Here is a 19292-nt window from a genome sequence, read left to right on the forward strand (position 1 = left end):
CGCTTCAAGAAAAACCCGGCGCCACTTGTGGTGCCGGGCTGGTTTTGTACGTCCAGTCGTCTGCCCGATTGCCGCCGCATCAGTTGGTGAGGCGCACGGCATCGCCATCGGCTGAGGAACATTGCGATGAGATCGTATAGAAAAAGTCCTGTCGGTCCCAACCGCCGCCGTCTTCCCAGGCGTGCTTTTGCGCTGCCTGGCAGCCGAAATAATTCTCGATCGGCAAGGTGACGCCCTTGGGGAGTTGGCTACCGTCAACGAAGAGGTAGTTCGACGTATTCGGATCATCCGTCCGCAGGGTCAGATCGTATTTTGTGCTGGCCGAGCTCTTGCTGTTGCAGCTTACGGCGTTGTTGTTCGAGATGGACGCCGTTTTGCCAAGCGGGCAGCCATCGTCCTTGACGTCCATCTGTAGTACGAGCTTGGTGTATTGGCCCAGCGTAATCGGGCCGGACGGGACGGCCGTCATGGTGCCCTGACCATCGTTGTTATGAGTCGTCGGCTGATAGGTCACGGTGCCGACCACGGTTTCAGCTGTGGCGTTGGGTCTAACGACGCGGATCGTGATGACTTTGTAGTACCATCCCTGCGCCTGTGTCGGGGTGATCGTCACGATGTCAGGTTTTGCCGGGGCCGTGGCCTGAGAGTTCACGCCGATGTTGACGCTATTGATGTTGACGATGCGCATCAGGTTCGTGGGCACCGCTCCGGTCAAATTGACCGAAAGGATGCGTCCATTTGCTGTGATGGCATAGCTGAGGTTGGCAGGTGTCGTGTCTGCGTAGGCGGTGATGAAACGTGTTGCTTCTGCCTGCGCGGCAGCCAAGTTGGTGCCATCGAAAATCTTGCCGCCGGCCAGAGCGGCGCCATCGGAGATTTCCTGCAAATTCGTTCGCTGATGCACCGCCGACGCATAATCAACTGCCATGCCGGCAGCCGCAGCCAGCGGGACCGCGATCAGCGCCGTCAGTGTCGCGAAATTGCCAGCGCGATCGTTTGCCAGGCAGCATAGTTGCCGAAAAAAGCGAGTGCCCATTATTCCTACCAGAAAAGACTTAAGCTTTGGCCGGAGAATGGGCAAAACATATAAAGACGTGGTTTAGAAGGTGGCCCAACTTCTAGCCATGAGTTGTATTTTTATGGCTGGCGGCCGACTGGCGGTACCGCACTTATGCTTCGGTATTGCTTCATGCTATGAGTGTTGATCCAGGGTGGATATTGCAGCAATCGCAGATGGGTGTTCGGCAATACTTTCCTTGTTAGTTCCGGTCGTCTGATTTTTGGGCTTCGTCGCCGGCCGGTAGCCCGAGCTCGATCAGCGTTCGGCTAATTTTCTCGCGGGCTTCGAGGTAGATCGGGCTGGTATTGCGAATGGGCAGGGAAATATTCGCAGCTGTCGAGCCTGGCCGCAGTTGCAACCCTTGCGCCAGAGCCTGTTTGGCTTCATCCGACCGACCCAATCTCTGATAGGCGGTTGCCAAAAGCATATGCGCGCGTCCCGTCCCAGGCGTGATTGCGATAGATCGTTGCAGCCATCCGATGGCATCTTCATTGCGATTGAGGACTATATCAGCCCATCCCGCGCCCAGCAGCCAGGTCCAGCGAGACACCGCCGGAGTGTCGAAGCGGTCGGCCCGCTCGAATGTCGCAAGCGCATCCTCGAAACGCCCGAGCTGGATCTGCGTCAGGCCAAGTTGGAATAGTGCCGCGCCATCCCATGGATTGAGGCTCAGCGCTCTTGCACACGCCACAAGGCTTTCTGAGAACTGGTTGGTTGCAGTCAGAAAACGGCAATAGATGTCGAGCACGGGGAGAGAGTTCGGTTTTGTTCGCAGCGCGTGCTCGATCAGGGATCTTGCCTCGTTTTCTGCTGCCTTGGCCTCGGCTGGATCATACCAGGCGAGCTGAATGCCGCGCAGATGCAGCGTGGCAAGCGCGATCTGCAGATCGGTATTATCAGGCTGATCGCTCAGATATTTTTCAAGAATCGATCGCGCCGTCGCGAAGCGCTCCTTCGTCGTCTGATTGATCGACGCGGTCGCCTGTTGGATCGCGACACTGGCGGCGCCGGACCGTGGGGTCGGACTATCGGTCTCTCCAAGTTTGTTGAGGCGGTTGGCGAGCTCATAGCCTGCGCCCGCAGCGAGCCGAGATGCAAGGCGTTGTTTATCAGGCTCGTTGGCATCCAGCGTTATCTCGGCGACGGATTCGATCTCGCGGCTGCTCACCTTTATGAGCCGTGTTTGAAGGATCCAGGATTGCGGACTTTTCTGCAGCTCACTCTGCAAGAGAAAATCGGCTTCGCCGCCAATTCGCGAAATCGGGTTGGCGGCTGCCGCCGGGCTTTGTTCCTGCGAAGCTATCAGACGGATATTGTCGATCGCGGCGAGGCCGTTGATCATCTCCGCGGCGATGCCTTGCGCCAAAACGGCGCTCTGGGAATCGCCGACAGTATCGACAACAGGCAGAACTTCGATGACCGATTGACCCGAACCCAGAACATCGTGGAGCCGAGAGGAAAAGACAGTGGCACCAATGATGGTGGCAATCGCGCAAAGCATTGCCAACGCGGCGAAAGTCAAAACCTTGCGCGATCCGCGAGGATCAGATGTCCCGGCACTATTTGCCATGACGCTTGCATTGGAGACCGGCATATCCCGCCCTGCAGGCTGCAGTGCCACGCTCTCCTGCCTTGCGGTTACCTCGGCGGTGAATAGATAGCCACGGCCAGACACAAGCTTGATCATGCGCCGCTCAGTATCGTTGAGCGCCGTGCGGATTTCGCGAATGCATTGAAACAGGCTGTCTTCCCCGACATAGATCCCGGGCCAGACCGCTTCCATCAGTTCCTGTTTGCCGACAACGCGCTTGTTATTCGCGACGAGAAAATTCAGCAGTTCAAAAGCTTTTGGGCGCAGCCGGATCGCGGAACCGTCAGGCCCGTGAAGCTCTGCACGATCTGGATCGAGAACGAATCCAGCAAAATAAAACACCTGCTCCCAATGATCCCCAACTGTACCATTTAAATTATGTCGCAATATAAGGAGAGGCTGGCTCGACAGTCAACGTGTCGACGCCGCTACCGAGAAAAAGATCACATCGCTTACATTGGTCGAGTGGCAAGCTCAAACGGAGTTGGCTAAGTGCCAATTTTCCAAGCAAAATCACCGATTTCAGAAAAATTTCAGAAAATATCAGAATCTTGACGGGGCTTTATCAAGACCTCACTGCGCTGTTCTGACTATTGTTGAAATAGATAATGAGAAATTACGGCGGTTGTTCATGGGTTGAGGGGATCTGCTCGATATCATCAAGAACAGGTGGGGATATTCTTTAATGCTGCCCGCGCTTCTTCGGATTGTGCATTCTTCACGAGCATGATTGTCCCGGAACGGCATAGCAATTCCTGGACGCCAGCCAGTCGACAATCTTGAGAGAGCTTTCCATGGGAAAGGTGCTTGATTTTCGAGTGCATCGGCCGGCAGGTGGCATGCGTGCCAGCCGGGCATTGCCGACCGACAAGGCAGACGGTCTCTTTGAGCCGGTGGCATTCTCCCGCGCAGTCCTCTTGCTGGCGCGGAGCTTCGTCGAAGTTCATGAGGCTTCGCCGCGAACCGCGGCACTTTTTGCGACACAGCAACGCTGGCTCCTTTGCCATGCCGCGCTGGGAGACTACTTTCGAACAATTCGCGAATCCGGAACAGGACTGACCCGGCGCGGTCTTGGAAATCTCGCTCTGCAATATGCGATCGCCAGCCGCAATACGGCCTATGCTTTCTTTGACGAAGCCTTGCAATACGATGTCATTCGCCCGATCGCGGCCTCCAGTGGTCCGCAATTGGAGCAGGTCGCGCCGGCGCCGTTCACACTGCAGATGCTGGCCCACTGGTATAGCGTACATTTTCAAGCTCTCGATCTCATTGGCGGCGGCGGCAGGGCGGCCAGGTTCCACACCGAGCCGGAAAACCTGCTGGCATTGGTGCAGCCGATTGCGGCGCACGCACTTTTGACGAGTCCCGCAATCCGCAGCCCTGGTCCACTCTATACGATCTTCACCTGGGCCGATGCCGGCGGGCTGCTGATGGACCGGCTGATCGCCGGAATAGAGCCCGAGGTGCTGGCGCGACAAGGCAGGCTTCTGACGGATGTGAGCTCAATTTCCTATCTCGCTCAATCATTCGGTCTGTCGCGAGCTCATACCAGTCGCAAGCTTGCCGCGGCGGAATCGATCGGAGGCATCGGCTGGAGCGGCCGGCGTGGCCACTCCCAACTATGGATCTCGCGCGGCTTTTATGAAGAATATGCGCATGCGCATGCCCGCAAGCTGCTCATCCTCGATGAAGCTTTTACCAATGTCTTGTCGGCTCTGGAGCCACTCGGCGAAAAATCGATGGCGACCGCCGACAGAGGACTGGCGGAAGAGTGGGCCTGAAGAAGACCCTTGTCAGCCGGAGATAGTTCCAAGGTGGCTTCGCCTCGGGCACCCAGCTGTCGTCGTCAAACTCCCCAGATCACCGATTCCTCGTGGCGTTTGATCAGGTGCCTAAGATCCTGGAAGCCCAAACGGACGAATTCTGCAAATTGATCGACGGCAGGCGCGCGCGGAGCATCGATGCGCTTGAGGATCGCAAGAGCGCGTTCCGGATGAGGAATGGTGATCGGCAGCGCGGTGATCGTCTTTTCCTTGCGCTGGGCGAAGACGACGCTATGAGGCATGACAGTCAGCGCATCGGCCGATTTCAGATAGTTGATCACGCTCATCAACGAGCCGCCCGTGTAGCGGATCTTGATCTCGGTCGCGCCGAAGGAGAGCAGCAAGGCCCTCAGATCGGCCAATAGCGGGCTTCCCGGCGGCGGCGCAATCCAGGGATAATCGAGGAGGTGGCTTGGCTGCGGCCGGCGCTTCAGAAGCAGCGGATGCGTCACCCGGCAGGCGACGACGTTGCGTCCCGGCAGGATCTGCTGGAATTCGAGCCCGGAACCTTCATCGAGTATGTCGATCGGGCATATGGCAAGATCGATCTGGTCGGCTTTGAGCGCTGCGCGCAGGTCGGGAAAATAGCCATAGCTCTGGTCGATGCGTACGTCTGGGTGGCTGGCCTGAAATTCGGCGCAGAGCCGGGCAATCAGCGCGTCCATGAAGAAGGGCGTGCCGCCGATCCGCACGACCCCGCTCTTGCCGACCCGGAAGCTTTCGACCAGATCGGAAGCCTTGCGCGAGGTGGCCAGCATGACGAGACCATGCTCAGCCAGCGATAGGCCGAGAGGCGTGGGTTGCAGCGGCCGGCGTCCCTTGATGAAGAGCGGCTCGCCGATGCGTTTTTCCAGCATCGACAATGTGCGCGAAACGGCTGGCTGGGCCAGGCCCAGCAATGCCGCGCCTTCCGTGACGCCGCCTGTCTTCACCACGGCTGCAAGCTGAATGAGGTGACGTTCGTCTAGCTTCATAACGATCTGTTATATTGAATGACAACAAAATCATCAATCCATGCGCGTTCAACTGCTAATGTTCGTTCAAATGCATGGCAGATCCTGGAGGATGAGCATGGTGGAGCGTGCTAAGGCGCTCACATTCAGCGAAGCGATGTCGGCGGAGGCTTTCTCCGAGCGCTTCCCGGCGAATGGTGACGGTAATCTGCCGAGATTGATCGCTGCGGCCGTCACTCATGTTCACGATCTCATCAAGCAGTTCCGCCCGAGCCAGGAGGAATGGCGCAAACTCATCGCCTTCCTGACGGAGGTCGGCCATGCCTCGGACGATCGGCGGCAGGAATGGGTGCTACTGTCCGATCTCATTGGTGCTTCTGCGTTGGTCGAGGAGATCAATTCGCGCCGGCCGCAAGCGGCGACGCCGAATACGATCCGTGGGCCTTTCTTTCGCAATGATGCGCCGGAACGGGCGTCAGGGTCTTCGATCTCGCTCGACGGTATCGGTGAGCCGTTGACGGTTTCCGTCCGGGTGCAGGACCTCGATGGGCTGCCGATTGCCGGCGCCGAGGTTGTCACCTGGCAGGCCAATGGCGAGGGCTTTTATGAAAACCAGCAGCCGGATCTGCAGCCGGAGCACAATCTGCGCGGTCTCTTCCGCACCGATACCGATGGACGGCTCCGGTATCGCTCGGTGATGCCATCCGGTTACGGCGTGCCGGATGATGGACCGGTGGGGCGGCTGCTTACCGGGGCGGGCTATCCGCTACGCCGCCCGGCAAACCTGCATTTCGTCATCAGGGCCAGGGGTTTCGAGACGATTACGACCCACATCTACGATGCAAGCGACCCGCATCTTGGCGAAGATGCTCTTTTTGGGGTTCGGCCCGAACTTGTCGCCTGCTTCGAACCCGTCGAGATTGACGGAAAGCGGGCCAGAGCCGTGAGCCTTACCTTCGTCATGGTTCGAACAAAGCCGGGGAGGGCATGATGTCGCGAGAGTTTTCCTATGCGGGCAGCTCAGCCCAGATCGTCTTCGGCGCCGGCAGCCGCAGCAAGGTGGCGGAATGGGTCGTGAAGGCCGGCTGCAAGCGGGCTCTGGTTCTGTCGACGCCGCACCAGAAGTCGGATGCGGAAGCGCTGGCCCGGGAAATCGGCCAGCTTGCCTGCGGCATCTTCACAGGCGCCACGATGCACACGCCGGTCGAGGTGACCGAGGCAGCGATGACGGTCGTGACCGAGACCGGGGCGGATTGCGTCATCTCCCTTGGCGGCGGATCGACCACTGGGCTCGGCAAGGCGATCGCCTATCGTACCGATCTTCTCCAGATCGTTGTTCCCACGACCTATGCCGGCTCCGAGGTCACGCCGATCCTCGGTCAGACCGAAGGTGGCCGCAAGACCACGGTGCGTGATGCTAAGATTTTGCCTGAAGTCGTTATCTACGACCCCGTGCTGACGCTCGGGCTGCCGGTCGCCATGAGCGTCACGAGTGGGCTCAACGCCATAGCCCATGCCGTCGAGGGGCTTTATGCCCGGGATCGCAATCCGATTTCGAGCCTGATGGCGCTCGAAGGCCTGCGTGCTTTTGCGCGGAGCCTGCCCGTCATCGTCAATGATCCCCAAAATGCGGACGCCCGTGGCGATGCGCTCTATGGGGCCTGGCTCTGCGGTTCGGTGCTCGGCACCGTCGGCATGGCGCTGCATCACAAGATCTGCCACACGCTCGGCGGTTCCTTCGACACACCGCACGCCGAAACCCACGCGGTGATGCTGCCGCATACGGCCGCTTTCAACGCGGCCGCCGCAGCGCCGGAGCTGACAGAAGCAGCCGCTGTCTTCGGCGGCTCGATCGGCGGTGGGCTCTGGGATTTTGCCAAGGCAATCGGCGCGCCGCTGTCGCTCAAGGAATTCGGGCTGAGCGAAGCTGATCTCGATCATGCGGCTTCGATCGCCGTCGAGAATCCTTACTGGAACCCGCGGCCGATCGACCGCGACGCGATCCGCCTGTTGTTGCAGGAGGCATGGGAGGGCCGGCGGCCAAGGGACTGAGACAAAGGCGCCTGCGGGCGCGCTCTTTGGGAGGAGAGACGATGAGGGGAGGAAACATGTTTACAAGACGCGATTTTCTAAAGACGACAGCTGCCGGCGGTGCATTGATTGCGACCTCCGGCCTGGCCATGCCGGCGATTGCCAAGAATGCGGCAATCAAGCTTGGCTATGTCAGCCCGCAGACAGGACCGCTTGCAGGCTTCGGAGAGGCCGACAAGTTCGTCATCGACGCCTTCCTGGCGACGATGAAGGCAAAGGGCCTGAACTACGAAGTCGTGGTCAAGGACAGTCAGTCGAATCCGAACCGTGCTGCGGAAGTGGCAAAGCAGCTGATCGTCGACGATCAGATCAATCTGATGCTGGTGTCCTCGACGCCGGAGACGACCAATCCGGTTTCCACGACCTGCGAGGGCGAGGAGATGCCCTGCATCTCCACCGTCGCGCCCTGGCAGCCCTGGTTCATCGGTCAGCAGGGCAATCCGGGCGATCCCGCCTCGTGGAAGCCGTTCAACTACGCCTATCATTTCTTCTGGGGCCTTGAGGATATCATCGCCGTCTTCACCGGCATGTGGAGCCAGATCGAGACCAACAAGAAGGTTGGCGGCCTGTTTCCGAACGATGGCGACGGCAATGCCTGGGGCGACAAGGTCGTCGGCTTCCCGCCGGTTCTGGAAAAGCTCGGCTACGGGCTGACGGATACCGGTCGCTATCAGAACCTGACGGATGATTTCTCGGCTCAGATCAACGCCTTCAAGCAGGCAGGCACAGATATTCTGACCGGGGTGATGATCCCACCCGATCTTACAACATTCTGGAACCAGGCCAAGCAACAAGGTTTGAAGCCGAAGGTCGCCTCGATCGGCAAAGCGCTTCTCTTCCCGCAGACTGTCGAGGCGTTGGGCAATGCCGGCCACAATCTTTCGACCGAAGTCTGGTGGACTCCGACGCATCCTTTCAAGTCATCGCTGACAGGCGAGACCGCTTCAGCTGTTGCGGATGCCTTCACCAAGGCGACGGGGCGTCCATGGACACAGCCGATCGGCTTTGCCCATGCGCTCTTCGAACTGGCCGTCGATGTCATGAAGCGAGCGGAAGATGCAGGCGATGCCGAGGCGGTCGCCAAGGCCATCGGCGAAACGAAGCTCGATACGCTCGTCGGGCCGATTGCCTGGGGCAACGAGAAGCTGCCGCCATTCGCCCAGAAGAATGTCGCCAAGACGCCGCTGGTCGGCGGGCAGTGGAGACTGAAATCCGGCGGCGGCTACGATCTCGTCGTCGTCGAAAATGGGCTGGCGCCGACCGTGCCGCTTGGCGGCAAGCTCGAGGCCCTGGCGTGAGGGAGAAGGCTGCCCGCGCTCAGTCGGGCAGCCTCCGGAGGAGAGTGATCAATGCCCATGCTTGAACTGAACGGAGTCTCGAAATCCTTCGGCGCGCTCGTCGTCGCCGAGGATATCGGTTTCTCTGTCGAACCCGGCGAGGCGCTCGGCGTGATCGGGCCGAACGGCGCCGGCAAATCGACGCTGTTCAACCTCATCAATGGCAATCTCTCCGTTGCCAGAGGATCGATCGAGTTCGATGGCCGCGATGTGACGCATGCGCCGCCGATGCAGCGGTGCCTTGCCGGCATGGGTAGAACCTTCCAGATCCCGCAGCCGTTCGAACGCCTGACGACGTATGAAAACCTGCTCGTTGCTGGTGCCTTCGGCGCCAAGGCGCGGGAAGGGGAGGTTGCAGCTCTTTGCGCTGATATTCTTGTCGAGACAGGCCTGATCGCCAAGGCCAATGTGCCGGCTGGATCGCTGACCCTGCTTGAGCGCAAGCGGCTTGAGCTTGCCCGCGCGCTTGCGACCCAGCCGAAGCTGCTGCTTCTCGACGAGATTGCCGGCGGGCTGACGGAAGGCGAGTGCCGTCAGCTGGTCGCGACGATCAAGCGAGTTCACCAGCGCGGCGTTGCGATCATCTGGATCGAGCATGTGCTGCATGCCTTGACTGCGGTGGCCGAGCACATCCTCGTGCTGAATTTCGGCCGGGTGATCGGCATCGGCAAGCCCGATGCGATCATGGCCTCGAACGAGGTGCGGGAAATCTATCTGGGGATGGAAGTCTGATGGCAAGCCTTGTCGAAACTCGCGGCCTCATGGCTGGTTATGGCGATTTCCAGGCGGTGCTTGGTGTCGATCTGCATCTGGAGGCCGGCGAGACCATCGCCGTCATCGGTGCGAACGGCGCCGGCAAATCGACGCTGATGCGCGCGATTGCCGGTGTCATCGCCAACAAGCCCGAGATGGTCTTGCATCGCGGCGAGCCGATCGGTGCCCTGGCCGCATCCGACGTGGTTCGGCGCGGCATCGCGCTCGTGCCCGAGGGCCGGAAGCTGTTTCCCTCGCTGACGGTCGAGGAGAATTTGCAGATCGGCCGTTATGGCCGGCGGGTCGCGGGGCCGTGGACGCTCGACAGCATCTATTCGCTATTCCCGGTCCTGAAGGAGAGACGCCGCAATCCGGCGACGGCGCTTTCGGGCGGGCAGCAGCAGATGGTCGCGATCGGAAGGGCGCTGATATCCAATCCGGAAGTCCTTCTCTGCGATGAATTGAGCCTTGGTCTCGCGCCTGTGGTTATCAAGGATATCTATGCCGCCTTTTCCCATATCCGTGCTGCGGGTGCGGCTATCGTCATCGTCGAGCAGGATATCGCCCAGGCATTGAAGGTCGCCGACCGTGTCTATTGCATGATGGAGGGCCGCATCACCCTGACCGGTCGTCCGGCCGAACTCGATCGCGCCGATATCCATGCGGCTTATTTCGGAGCGGATACCCATGAACTGGCTTGATACGCTTCTGCAGGGTGTGCTGCTCGGTGGGCTCTATGCACTGTTTGCCGCAGGCCTCAGCCTTGTCTTCGGCATCATGCGCCTCGTCAATCTCGCCCATGGCGATCTCATTGTTCTGGCCGCGTTCCTGATTTTGGTGCTGGTCTCGCTGCTTGGGCTTGATCCTTTCCTCGCAGCGCTCGTTGCCGCACCGCTGATGTTCGCAGCGGGCTGGCTGCTGCAATATCATTTGCTGAACCGAACCCTCGGCAAGGATATCCTGCCGCCGCTGCTCGTCACTTTCGGCCTGTCGATCGTCATCCAGAACGGTCTTCTGGAAAGCTTCACGGCCGATAGCCGGCGGATCTCCGCCGGCGCTCTGGAGACGGCATCGCTGCAATTTGGCGGCGTCTCTGCCGGGCTGATGCCGCTCTTCACCTTTGCCTCGGCCGTCCTCGTCATCGTCGGCCTGAACCAGCTCATCTACCGCACCGAACTCGGCCGCGCCTTCCGTGCGACGTCGGACGATGTGGTGACGGCGAGCCTGATGGGCATTCGGCCCAATTCCATCTTCGCCATCGCGACCGGGCTTGCGATGATGATCGTCACGGTCGCAGCGCTTTATCTCGGCATGCGGGCGAATTTCGATCCCACGGCAGGGCCGGCGCGGCTGATCTATGCCTTCGAAGCCGTCATCATCGGCGGTCTCGGCTCATTGTGGGGCACGCTCGCCGGTGGCGTCATCCTGGGGGTTGCCCAGACGTTCGGCGCGGCGATCAATCCCGAATGGCAGATCCTGGCCGGGCATATCGCCTTCCTGCTCGTGCTGCTCTTCCGGCCGCGCGGTCTTTTCCCTCGGGCAGTGGATTGAGGCCGTCATGACCACAGGTTTCGAAACAATGCCGACCGAAATCGCAGTGCCGCCGGGCTGGCGGGTGGAAACGCGGACGCGGCTTTCCAGCATCTTCACCATCCTCTCGCTTGTCGCGGTGGTCGCGCTCGCCGCTGCACCCTTCATGGTGTCGCGCGGCGTCGTGCAGGATCTGTTCTTCATCCTGACCATGCTGGCGCTGGCGCAGAGCTGGAACCTGCTTGCCGGCTATGCCGGGCTGATCTCGGTCGGGCAGCAGCTCTTCGTCGGCTGCGGCGCCTATGCGCTCTTCGGCTTCGTCATTCTTGCCGGGGTCGATCCGATCCTCGCCATTCCGCTCGCCGGTCTCTTCGCGATGCTGATCGCAGCACCCGCCGCCTTCTTCTCCTTCCGGCTTTACGGGCCTTATTTCGCGATCGGCACCTGGGTCATCGCCGAAGTTGGGCGGTTGCTGTTCGCCCAGTGGAAGATGCTTGGCGGTGGAACGGGCACCTCGCTGCCGCGCGAAGCCACCAAGGACATGCTCGGCATTTCGCTGCTGCAGAACTGGTTCGGCATGCGCTCGGCAGCCGCGGCCGATGCGCTCACCTATTGGCTGGCGCTGGCTCTGACGGCGCTGACGATCGGTCTCATCTACAAGCTTCTGCGCAGCAAGCAGGGCCTCGGCCTTGCCGCCGTGCGTGACAACGAGACGGCAGCGCGTGCACTCGGCGTCGATGCGCGCCGGCTGAAGATCATCGTCTATCTGGCGACCGCCTTCGTGACCGGCATGGTCGGCGCCCTCATCTATCTGCAGAAGGCGCGGATTTCGCCGGACGCCGCCTTCTCGCTCACCGACTGGACTGCCTATGTCGTGTTCATTGTCGTCATCGGCGGCATCGGTACCATCGAAGGGCCGCTTGTCGGCGTGCTCGTCTTCTTCCTGCTGCAGAATGCCTTTTCGAGCTACGGCTCCTGGTATCTCCTGGCGCTCGGCGCGCTTGCCATCGTCACGATGCTGTTCGCGCCAAGGGGCCTCTGGGGTCTCATATCCAGCCGTACCGGTTGGGAACTCTTTCCGGTCCGCCGCCTGCTGAAAGGCGGATCGACGTTACATGATGAAAAGGGAGGGCCAAATGGCTGACATCACCACCGACGTTCTGATCATCGGTACGGGACCCGCCGGTTCGGCGACATCAGCGCTGCTTGCGACCTACGGTCTCGAGCCGATGGTGGTCAACCGTTATCGCTGGCTGGCGAGCACGCCGCGCGCGCACATCACCAATCAGCGCACGATGGAGGTTCTGCGCGACCTCGGCCGAGACGTAGAGGAGGAGGCCTATCTCTTCGCGGTCGAACAGGATCTGATGGGGCAGAACGTCTTCTGCACGGCGGTTGCCGGCGAGGAGATCGGTCGCATGCAGAGCTGGGGCAACCATCCTCTGTCGCGCGCCGAACACCTTCTTTCATCGCCCGCCCACATGAACGATCTGCCGCAGACCTACATGGAGCCGCTCTTATTCAAGACAGCCTGCTCACGCGGCGCGCAGGCGCGCATGTCGACGGAGTATGTGAGCCACGTGCAGGATGCCGAAGGGGTCACGACGACCTGTCTCGACCGTCTGACCGGCAAGGAGCTGACGATCCGCTCGAAGTTCCTGATCGGTGCCGACGGCGGTAATTCGAAGGTCGCGGAACATGCCGGCCTGACCTTCGAAGGCAAGATGGGCGTCGCCGGCTCGATGAACATCCTCTTCGAGGCTGATCTCTCGCGCTATGTCGCCCATCGTCCGTCGGTGCTTTACTGGGTGCTGCAGCCTGGCGCCGATGTTGGCGGCATCGGCATGGGTCTCGTGCGCATGGTGCGGCCATGGAACGAATGGCTGATCGTCTGGGGCTATGACATCAACCAGCCGGCACCGCAGGTCGACGATGCTTTTGCCACCAAGGTCGTGCGTGAACTGGTCGGCGTTGCCGATCTCAAGCCGAAGATCAAATCCGTCTCGACCTGGACGGTGAACAACATGTACGCGACGAGCATGTCGAATGGTCGTGTCTTCTGCATGGGCGATGCTGCCCATCGCCATCCGCCCTCGAACGGCCTCGGCTCCAACACCTCGATCCAGGATGGCTTCAATCTTGCCTGGAAGCTGGCAATGGTTCTGAGAGGTCAGGCCGGCATGGGCCTGCTTGAGAGCTATCAAGCTGAGCGTGCGCCGGTCGCCAAACAGATCGTCACCCGCGCCAACAAGTCGATCGAGGAATTCGGTCCGATCTTCAAGTCGCTAGGTCTGCTCGATTCCGTCGATCCGGTGAAGATGCAGCAGAACATGGATGCGCGCTGCGATGACAATGCCGATGCTGAGCGCCAGCGTACTGCCATTCGCGAGGCAATTGCCCATAAGGTTTACGAGTTCGACGCCCATGGCGTGGAGATGAACCATCGCTACGCCTCGAATGCCGTCGTCAAGGACGGGCAGCCGGAGCCGGCCTATGCGAGAGATGCGGAACTGCATTTCCAACCGACGACGTGGCCGGGCGCGCGGCTGCCGCATGCCTGGCTGTTCAACGATAGCGGCAAGAAAGTATCGAGCCTCGATCTCACCGGTCATGGCGTCTTCACCATATTGACCGGCATCGGTGGCGACGGCTGGATTGCTGCGGCGAGGGTCTTGTCGAAGGAGTTGGGCTTGCCGATTGCCGTCCACAAGATCGGCCCACGGCAGGAGTGGCAGGACCTGACGGGAGACTGGGCACGCGCCCGCGAAATCCGCGACGCCGGCGTGTTGCTGGTGCGTCCGGACCATCACGTCGCCTGGCGTTCGGATACGGCGGTTGACGAGCCGGAACACGAGCTTCGCTGCGTGCTGAAGACAATTCTGGATCTGTGAGGCAATCATGAGCGTGGAAGAAAAAGGCTATTTCACCGAGGAAAATTCCGTCGAGGTGGTCACGAGCCGTAACGCCAATACCAGCGATGCGCGGCTGAAGCAGGTGATGGAGGTCGTCACCCGCAAGCTGCACGAGGCGGTTAAGGAGCTGGAGCCAACCGAGGAGGAATGGATGAAGGCGATCTTCTTCCTCACCCGCACCGGCCATACTTGCACCGATTGGCGGCAGGAGTTCATTCTGCTGTCGGATGTGCTCGGCGTGTCGATGCTGGTCGATGCGATCAACAACCGCAAGCCGTCGGGCGCTTCGGAAAGCACGGTCCTCGGGCCTTTCCATGTCGCGGACGCGCCGGAGTTGCCGATGGGGGCCAATATCTGCCTCGACCAGAAGGGCGAGGACATGGTGATCGGCGGCCGTATTCTCGATACCGAGGGCAGGCCGATCGAAAACGCAGTGCTCGATGTCTGGCAGGCCAATGACGAAGGCTTCTACGATGTCCAGCAGAAGGGCATCCAGCCCGATTTCAACCTGCGCGGCGTCTTCCGCACCGGCAAGGACGGGCAATACTGGTTCCGAGCGGTGAAGCCGAAATACTATCCAATCCCGGACGATGGTCCTGTCGGGAAGCTGCTCGATGCGCTCGGCCGCCATCCCTATCGGCCCGCCCATCTGCATTACATCATCAAGGCGGATGGCTTCGAGACGTTGACGACCCATATCTTCGATCCCGACGACCCCTATATCCATTCCGATGCGGTCTTCGGGGTCAAGGAAAGCCTGCTTGCCGAATTCAGGCTCACCGAAGATCCCGCCCGCGCCAAGGATCTCGGTTTCCGCGGCCCGTTCTGGCAGGTCGAGCACGATTTCGTGCTGGCGCCGGAGCGCAAGCGAAACTAGAGCGTGATGCCGAAAAGTGTGGGCGGTTTTCGGACGACATCCGGCTCTAGGCGACAAGCGATCGCGGCGCTCCATCATGGGCGCTGCGGACGCTTGAACTTGCTTGTGGAAATTCTTCGTCGCAGGTAGTGACGCGTAATTCTTCAATACAACCTTAGAATAACGTGAAAGTAAGCTTTCCCGAATAAATGTAGTTTCCAAGTCTCAGAAGGCTCGCCGATGCCGCTGGGGATAGGAAGCGCCATGCCATCGATCGATATCATCGTTCCAAAATCTGCTCCACGCCGATGGCAGGAGATCGTTGTCGCGTGTCTGCAAACAGACGGACACGACATCGCCGTCATACATGAATCCGGGTCGGACGCATGGCCGGCAACGGTCAACGCCGCTCTTTCTTTCGAGCGCAAGATCTTTCGCCGACGAGATCCGGCTCTTGCCGCGCCATTGTCGCAAATCCCAGCAAGCGGTCGCAACCGGTCCGCAGCACTTCGGCTGGATCTTACAGGCAATGTCGCGCCATCGGATGTTCCAACCATTGCGCTGAACTTCGACGGCTTCAATTCCGACCTATCGGTTGCGACGGCGGTCGCCGCCGGCACGTTGCCTGTCATCGAAGCTGTTCTGGATGGGAGGACCGTCATAGACCGAGCCTGGCCAATGATCGACAAACGTGAGTCCGTTGCGCTCGGCGTTGAGGATGTCCTGGCGCGCGCCATCACGCTTGCCGTTTCCGTGGTTCGCGCCTTTGTCGAGAACCGGCTCGTCTTGCATGAGCTGATCTCTGTGGCATCCGAGGGCCTGACAGGTGAAACGGCATCTTTTGCGTCGACTTATTTGACGGCAGCGCTGCCGCGGCTGGGCCAAGAGGCATTGCGGCGTGCGCGCTTTCGCCATGCGCATTGGCGTGTCGGCTATCGCTTCACGGACGGGCCGGGTGTGGCGAGCGCCTTTGAGCTTGGCCGCGGTTGGTCGGTGCTCCCGGATACGGGAGATCGCTTTTATGCGGACCCCTTTCCGTTTCAATGGCGGGGTCATTCCTTCCTCTTTGTGGAGGATTATCCGCATGCGACAGGCAAGGCCGTCATCTCCGTCGTGCCGTTCGATGCCGCCGGCGTGCCCGGAAAGCCGCGCTGCGTGCTGGAGGAGCCATACCATCTCTCCTACCCGCAGGTCTTCGAACGTGACGGCGTAATCTGGATGCTGCCGGAGGCGAGTTCTGGCGGAAAACTCGTCCTCTATCGGGCGACAGAGTTTCCGGATCGCTGGGCTCCCGAAGCCGTGCTCGTCGAGGGCGAGATTTCCGATGCGACCCTGCTCGATCATGGCGGACAGCTCTGGCTCTTTGCGACCGATCGCGACGGCTATGGCAGCACGTCCGATACGCTCGTGGTCTTCCATGCGTCGCGGCTCGCCGGCCCTTGGAAGCCGCATGTGTTGAACCCGGTTCTCATCGATCGTCGCATGGCGCGCCCGGGAGGCGCTTTCGTCCGCGAGGGCGGCGGCATCTATCTGCCGGTTCAGGACGGAACGCTCGGTTACGGCGGCGGGCTCGGTATCTCGCAACTGCTGGAGCTGGATGAGAAGGTGGTTCGGCTATCGCCGCCCCGCCCGATCGCGGCGCATGGCGATTGGCCCTATCCGAAAATCCATACGCTCAACCGCTCAGGCCGATTGGAGGTTATCGACGGGATCGCAGCCGTGCGAAAGTGAGCGCGACAGGAGCAGCTCTTCGTAACCGGCGCACATGCGGGCCGGCGAATATTGTTCCTTCAGTTGCCGTCCGGTGGCGGCAAGCCTCGCCGCAAGCGCCGGCTTGGCGATGAGTTCGGCAAGTCCTTCGGCCACTCCCCTTGCATCGGCATCGACAAAGAGCGCGGCGGCCTCGCCATCATCCGTCGTCAGCACTTCCCGCAGCACGTCCAGCTTGCTCGTGACCACCGGCAGCCCGGAAATGGCCGCCTCGACTGCGGCAAGGCCGAAGGTTTCCGTCAATGACGAGAAAGCATAGGCGTCTCCCGCCGCCAGAAACTCGAAGATGCGCGCGGGAGGCACTTCGCCGACGAGATGCAGCCTGTCGGCGACGCCATTGTCCTGAGCAAGAGCGATAATCGCATCCTGCTCGGGGCCGGTGCCAGCGATGGCGAGATGAATGTCGGGCAGATGGGCAAGGGCGCCAACGAGCGCGATCTGGTTCTTCGAATACGCCATGCGGCCGGAAGAAACGGCAAGCCATGCCTGCTGAGGGAGGCCGAAGGCGGCGCGCGCGGCTGCCTTGTCGAAGGCGACCGAAGGTGCGGGGACGCCGTGATCGATGCGTGACATCCGGCGCCGATAGGCTTTCGGGAAGGTGTCGAACTGTGCTTCCGTCCAGCGCGAATTGACGACATTGGCGTGATAGGCGCCGAGCGTGCCCATCAGTTTGTCGATCTGAGTGAGAATTCCCCTGACGCCTCTGGTTTGCGGTGCGCCGCTCTGGTTTGCGATGATGAAGTTCGCGCCGGCGAACCGCGCGCCGATGGTACCGAAAATATTGCCGTAGTGCTGGAAGGTGATGACCGCATCCGGCTGGGCGTTGCGCAAATAACTCCCAAGTCCGACGGCTGCCCGCATTTGGCCGAGCAGACCGCGTGGCGGCTCGGTGAGGATGAAATCCGCATAAGGGTCGCGGTCGTAGACGTCGGTTTTCCTGTACATGAAGACGGTGCGTACGTCATGGCCGCGCGCGCGCAGCCCTTCACCGACCATATCCGAAATCCGCTGCGCTCCACCTGCTTCCGCCTGGGTCTGTACCTGCACGATTTTCATGAGCGGCCTTTCAGGAAGGAGCGGGCGGCCAGGGCGTCTTCACCGGCAAGGAAGCCAAGGATCGATGGGTTGATGCCGATGGTGCGGCGCGCGATGAACACGGCGGTCACGCACCAAACGATGATCGTGCCGGCGATGGCGAGCGCAGCACCGATCGGACCGAGCCAATAGGTAAGCACCGCCGTTGCACAGAGCCCGAACGTGTTGACGATGACCAGCAGCTTGAAGAGTGCGTGCTGAAGGCCTGTCAACTGCATGAGGATTTCGGTCGGTCCGCAGGCGGTGCCGATTGTCGCACCGATGCCGAAGATGATCAGCGTCATCTGCATCGTCGGTGTTGCATAGGCGTGATTGAATATCGACAGGATCAGGTCACCGAAGATCAGGAAGGATACCAGCACGCACAAGGCGATGATGAAGCCGCCGAGTGCGGCCAAGCTGGTGATACGCTGCACATGCGCCTTGTCTCCAGTATAGAAGGCAGCCGAGATTTGCGGCGCGAGTGCCTGGTTGATGCCGTTGAGCGCGAGGACGACCAGCCGCATCGTTCGATCCGCCACGAAAATTGCGCCGGCGGCTTCGGGGCCGAGAATGGCTGCGACAAGCAAGGTGCTCGCCTGGCTGAGTGCCGGCGGGAGCGCCGTGACGCCCCAGAGCCCGAATGTCACGGTCTTGAATTCATCCTTCTGTTCTTTTGTAAGCGGACCGCGCTGGGCGCGGATCGTATCGCGGAACAGGACGAATGTTTGCGGAGCGATCATGAGGAGCAGCAATCCGGCCGTCAGGTAGGTTGCCGTCACCGCGCTCATCTTAATTTGCATGAAATGGGCAAGGACGAAGACCGGGATTGCCACCGCGCGCCACAGGACGTCGCGTGGCAGCAGCGCGAAGATGAGCGCATTCTTGGCGCGAAGGGCGCAAGCGACGAACTCCGACCAGCCAAGTGCGAAGGCCAAGACCATGGTCGCCACGCAGATCGCGAGCCATTCGGGTGTCTGTGTGCCGGCGAATGGCGAGAAGCCGATGATGAGAATGAGCAGGCTGAAGCCAGCGAGCCCGGCAAGCGAGACAAGGATGGAGCGGGCCATCATGCCGTTTGCCGATTTCAGATCATTGTTGCCGGCATATTGCGGCCAGAATCTGAGCACGGCGCTTTGCTGGCCGACGATGGCGAAGAAGGAGACCAGGCTCGCTCCGGCATAGGCGGCGCTATAGAGACCGAACTGCCGCTCATCGGTCGTCATGGCGACCGCGACGAACATCAGGAATGACAGGCCGGCACTGGCGAGCTTTATGGCCCCCGCAACGGCGCCGCTCCTGGCAAGCGCGCCGATCGACAAGCGCAGGTTGCTCGCGAGCGGCGGCGTTTCGGCCGATAAAGTATCGCTGCTGCCAGCTTTCTCACTCAACGCCCTAAATCCTGTGTTGATTGCTATCGACCGAATGGCCTGCAGCGCCTGAAATAGAGTGTATCTCTAATATCGTAAGTACTCATGCTCGCGCTAGAATGAAGTCGCAACATGGTTACTTGCGATGTCTCGAGTCGATCACACGCTCTGG

16 protein-coding genes are annotated in these 19292 nt (G+C 60.6%); 11 read left to right on the forward strand and 5 right to left on the reverse strand.

Features of this window, described 5'->3' with window-relative positions; all coding sequences use genetic code 11:
• Positions 1 to 79: 79 nt before the first annotated feature.
• Together AC13Q5_RS20145 and AC13Q5_RS20150 are read right to left on the reverse strand one after the other, a co-directional pair.
• On the reverse strand, positions 80 to 1036 hold the full coding sequence (locus AC13Q5_RS20145) for a TadE/TadG family type IV pilus assembly protein (RefSeq protein ID WP_488502914.1): 957 nt from the start codon (positions 1034 to 1036) through the stop codon (positions 80 to 82).
• Positions 1037 to 1259: 223 nt separating this feature from the next.
• On the reverse strand, positions 1260 to 2993 hold the full coding sequence (locus AC13Q5_RS20150) for a tetratricopeptide repeat protein (RefSeq protein ID WP_488502915.1): 1734 nt from the start codon (positions 2991 to 2993) through the stop codon (positions 1260 to 1262).
• A gap of 452 nt (positions 2994 to 3445) precedes the next feature.
• On the opposite strand from AC13Q5_RS20150, the gene AC13Q5_RS20155 reads away from it, so the two are divergent.
• The gene (locus AC13Q5_RS20155) at positions 3446 to 4432 is read left to right on the forward strand and encodes a hypothetical protein (RefSeq protein WP_488502916.1); all 987 of its coding nucleotides are present in this window, start codon (positions 3446 to 3448) and stop codon (positions 4430 to 4432) included.
• Positions 4433 to 4497: 65 nt separating this feature from the next.
• Here AC13Q5_RS20155 and AC13Q5_RS20160 read toward each other — a convergent pair whose 3' ends face one another.
• On the reverse strand, positions 4498 to 5448 hold the full coding sequence (locus AC13Q5_RS20160; RefSeq protein WP_457880482.1) for a LysR family transcriptional regulator: 951 nt from the start codon (positions 5446 to 5448) through the stop codon (positions 4498 to 4500).
• A 97-nt stretch (positions 5449 to 5545) separates the two neighbouring features.
• On the opposite strand from AC13Q5_RS20160, the gene AC13Q5_RS20165 reads away from it, so the two are divergent.
• The 10 genes from AC13Q5_RS20165 (at position 5546) to AC13Q5_RS20210 (ending at position 16637) form a co-directional block, all read left to right on the forward strand.
• Complete coding sequence (locus AC13Q5_RS20165) at positions 5546 to 6418, forward strand: dioxygenase family protein (RefSeq protein WP_488502917.1); 873 nt, start codon at positions 5546 to 5548, stop codon at positions 6416 to 6418.
• Positions 6418 to 7479, forward strand: a complete 1062-nt coding sequence (locus AC13Q5_RS20170) for a maleylacetate reductase (RefSeq protein ID WP_488502918.1) — start codon at positions 6418 to 6420, stop codon at positions 7477 to 7479. The genes AC13Q5_RS20165 and AC13Q5_RS20170 overlap by 1 nt, the downstream gene beginning before the upstream one ends.
• Before the next feature lie 56 nt (positions 7480 to 7535).
• On the forward strand, positions 7536 to 8816 hold the full coding sequence (locus AC13Q5_RS20175) for an ABC transporter substrate-binding protein (protein WP_488502919.1): 1281 nt from the start codon (positions 7536 to 7538) through the stop codon (positions 8814 to 8816).
• A gap of 51 nt (positions 8817 to 8867) precedes the next feature.
• The gene (locus tag AC13Q5_RS20180; protein ID WP_488502920.1) at positions 8868 to 9587 is read left to right on the forward strand and encodes an ABC transporter ATP-binding protein; all 720 of its coding nucleotides are present in this window, start codon (positions 8868 to 8870) and stop codon (positions 9585 to 9587) included.
• Entirely contained in the window at positions 9587 to 10309 is a 723-nt protein-coding gene (locus AC13Q5_RS20185) for an ABC transporter ATP-binding protein (protein WP_488502921.1), read from the forward strand. The genes AC13Q5_RS20180 and AC13Q5_RS20185 overlap by 1 nt, the downstream gene beginning before the upstream one ends.
• Positions 10296 to 11159 (forward strand): branched-chain amino acid ABC transporter permease, encoded by an 864-nt coding sequence (locus tag AC13Q5_RS20190; RefSeq protein ID WP_488502922.1) that lies wholly within the window; start codon positions 10296 to 10298, stop codon positions 11157 to 11159. Before AC13Q5_RS20185 ends, AC13Q5_RS20190 begins: the two co-directional genes overlap by 14 nt.
• Positions 11160 to 11166: 7 nt before the next feature.
• Complete coding sequence (locus AC13Q5_RS20195; RefSeq protein ID WP_488502923.1) at positions 11167 to 12282, forward strand: branched-chain amino acid ABC transporter permease; 1116 nt, start codon at positions 11167 to 11169, stop codon at positions 12280 to 12282.
• Positions 12275 to 14029, forward strand: coding sequence for an FAD-dependent monooxygenase (locus tag AC13Q5_RS20200; protein ID WP_488502924.1), 1755 nt, complete (start codon positions 12275 to 12277; stop codon positions 14027 to 14029). Before AC13Q5_RS20195 ends, AC13Q5_RS20200 begins: the two co-directional genes overlap by 8 nt.
• A 7-nt stretch (positions 14030 to 14036) precedes the next feature.
• Positions 14037 to 14927 carry an intradiol ring-cleavage dioxygenase gene (locus AC13Q5_RS20205; RefSeq protein WP_075852981.1) on the forward strand — a complete coding sequence of 297 codons (891 nt, stop codon included), beginning with the start codon at positions 14037 to 14039 and terminating at the stop codon, positions 14925 to 14927.
• A 243-nt stretch (positions 14928 to 15170) separates the two neighbouring features.
• Positions 15171 to 16637: a glucosamine inositolphosphorylceramide transferase family protein gene (locus AC13Q5_RS20210; RefSeq protein WP_488502925.1), complete on the forward strand. Its 1467-nt coding sequence runs from the start codon at positions 15171 to 15173 to the stop codon at positions 16635 to 16637.
• Here the strand turns inward: AC13Q5_RS20210 and AC13Q5_RS20215 are convergent.
• Positions 16590 to 17732 carry a glycosyltransferase family 4 protein gene (locus AC13Q5_RS20215; protein WP_488502926.1) on the reverse strand — a complete coding sequence of 381 codons (1143 nt, stop codon included), beginning with the start codon at positions 17730 to 17732 and terminating at the stop codon, positions 16590 to 16592. The genes AC13Q5_RS20210 and AC13Q5_RS20215 overlap by 48 nt on opposite strands.
• Positions 17729 to 19141 carry a lipopolysaccharide biosynthesis protein gene (locus tag AC13Q5_RS20220; RefSeq protein WP_488502927.1) on the reverse strand — a complete coding sequence of 471 codons (1413 nt, stop codon included), beginning with the start codon at positions 19139 to 19141 and terminating at the stop codon, positions 17729 to 17731. Before AC13Q5_RS20220 ends, AC13Q5_RS20215 begins: the two co-directional genes overlap by 4 nt.
• Positions 19142 to 19292: the final 151 nt, after the last annotated feature.

Source organism: Martinezella sp. CNPSo 3964, assembly GCF_057784375.1.

Excerpts from the sequence above, each read along its gene's own strand:
- AC13Q5_RS20165 (WP_488502917.1), top strand. The coding sequence starts at position 5,546 with ATGGTGGAGCGTGCTAAGGCGCTCACATTCAGCGAAGCGATGTCGGCG.
- AC13Q5_RS20205 (WP_075852981.1), top strand. The coding sequence starts at position 14,037 with ATGAGCGTGGAAGAAAAAGGCTATTTCACCGAGGAAAATTCCGTCGAG.
- AC13Q5_RS20195 (WP_488502923.1), top strand. The coding sequence starts at position 11,167 with ATGACCACAGGTTTCGAAACAATGCCGACCGAAATCGCAGTGCCGCCG.
- AC13Q5_RS20160 (WP_457880482.1), bottom strand. The coding sequence starts at position 5,448 with ATGAAGCTAGACGAACGTCACCTCATTCAGCTTGCAGCCGTGGTGAAG.
- AC13Q5_RS20190 (WP_488502922.1), top strand. The coding sequence starts at position 10,296 with ATGAACTGGCTTGATACGCTTCTGCAGGGTGTGCTGCTCGGTGGGCTC.
- AC13Q5_RS20170 (WP_488502918.1), top strand. The coding sequence starts at position 6,418 with ATGTCGCGAGAGTTTTCCTATGCGGGCAGCTCAGCCCAGATCGTCTTC.
- AC13Q5_RS20175 (WP_488502919.1), top strand. The coding sequence starts at position 7,536 with ATGTTTACAAGACGCGATTTTCTAAAGACGACAGCTGCCGGCGGTGCA.
- AC13Q5_RS20185 (WP_488502921.1), top strand. The coding sequence starts at position 9,587 with ATGGCAAGCCTTGTCGAAACTCGCGGCCTCATGGCTGGTTATGGCGAT.
- AC13Q5_RS20200 (WP_488502924.1), top strand. The coding sequence starts at position 12,275 with ATGGCTGACATCACCACCGACGTTCTGATCATCGGTACGGGACCCGCC.
- AC13Q5_RS20155 (WP_488502916.1), top strand. The coding sequence starts at position 3,446 with ATGGGAAAGGTGCTTGATTTTCGAGTGCATCGGCCGGCAGGTGGCATG.
- AC13Q5_RS20180 (WP_488502920.1), top strand. The coding sequence starts at position 8,868 with ATGCCCATGCTTGAACTGAACGGAGTCTCGAAATCCTTCGGCGCGCTC.
- AC13Q5_RS20210 (WP_488502925.1), top strand. The coding sequence starts at position 15,171 with ATGCCATCGATCGATATCATCGTTCCAAAATCTGCTCCACGCCGATGG.
- AC13Q5_RS20215 (WP_488502926.1), bottom strand. The coding sequence starts at position 17,732 with ATGAAAATCGTGCAGGTACAGACCCAGGCGGAAGCAGGTGGAGCGCAG.
- AC13Q5_RS20145 (WP_488502914.1), bottom strand. The coding sequence starts at position 1,036 with ATGGGCACTCGCTTTTTTCGGCAACTATGCTGCCTGGCAAACGATCGC.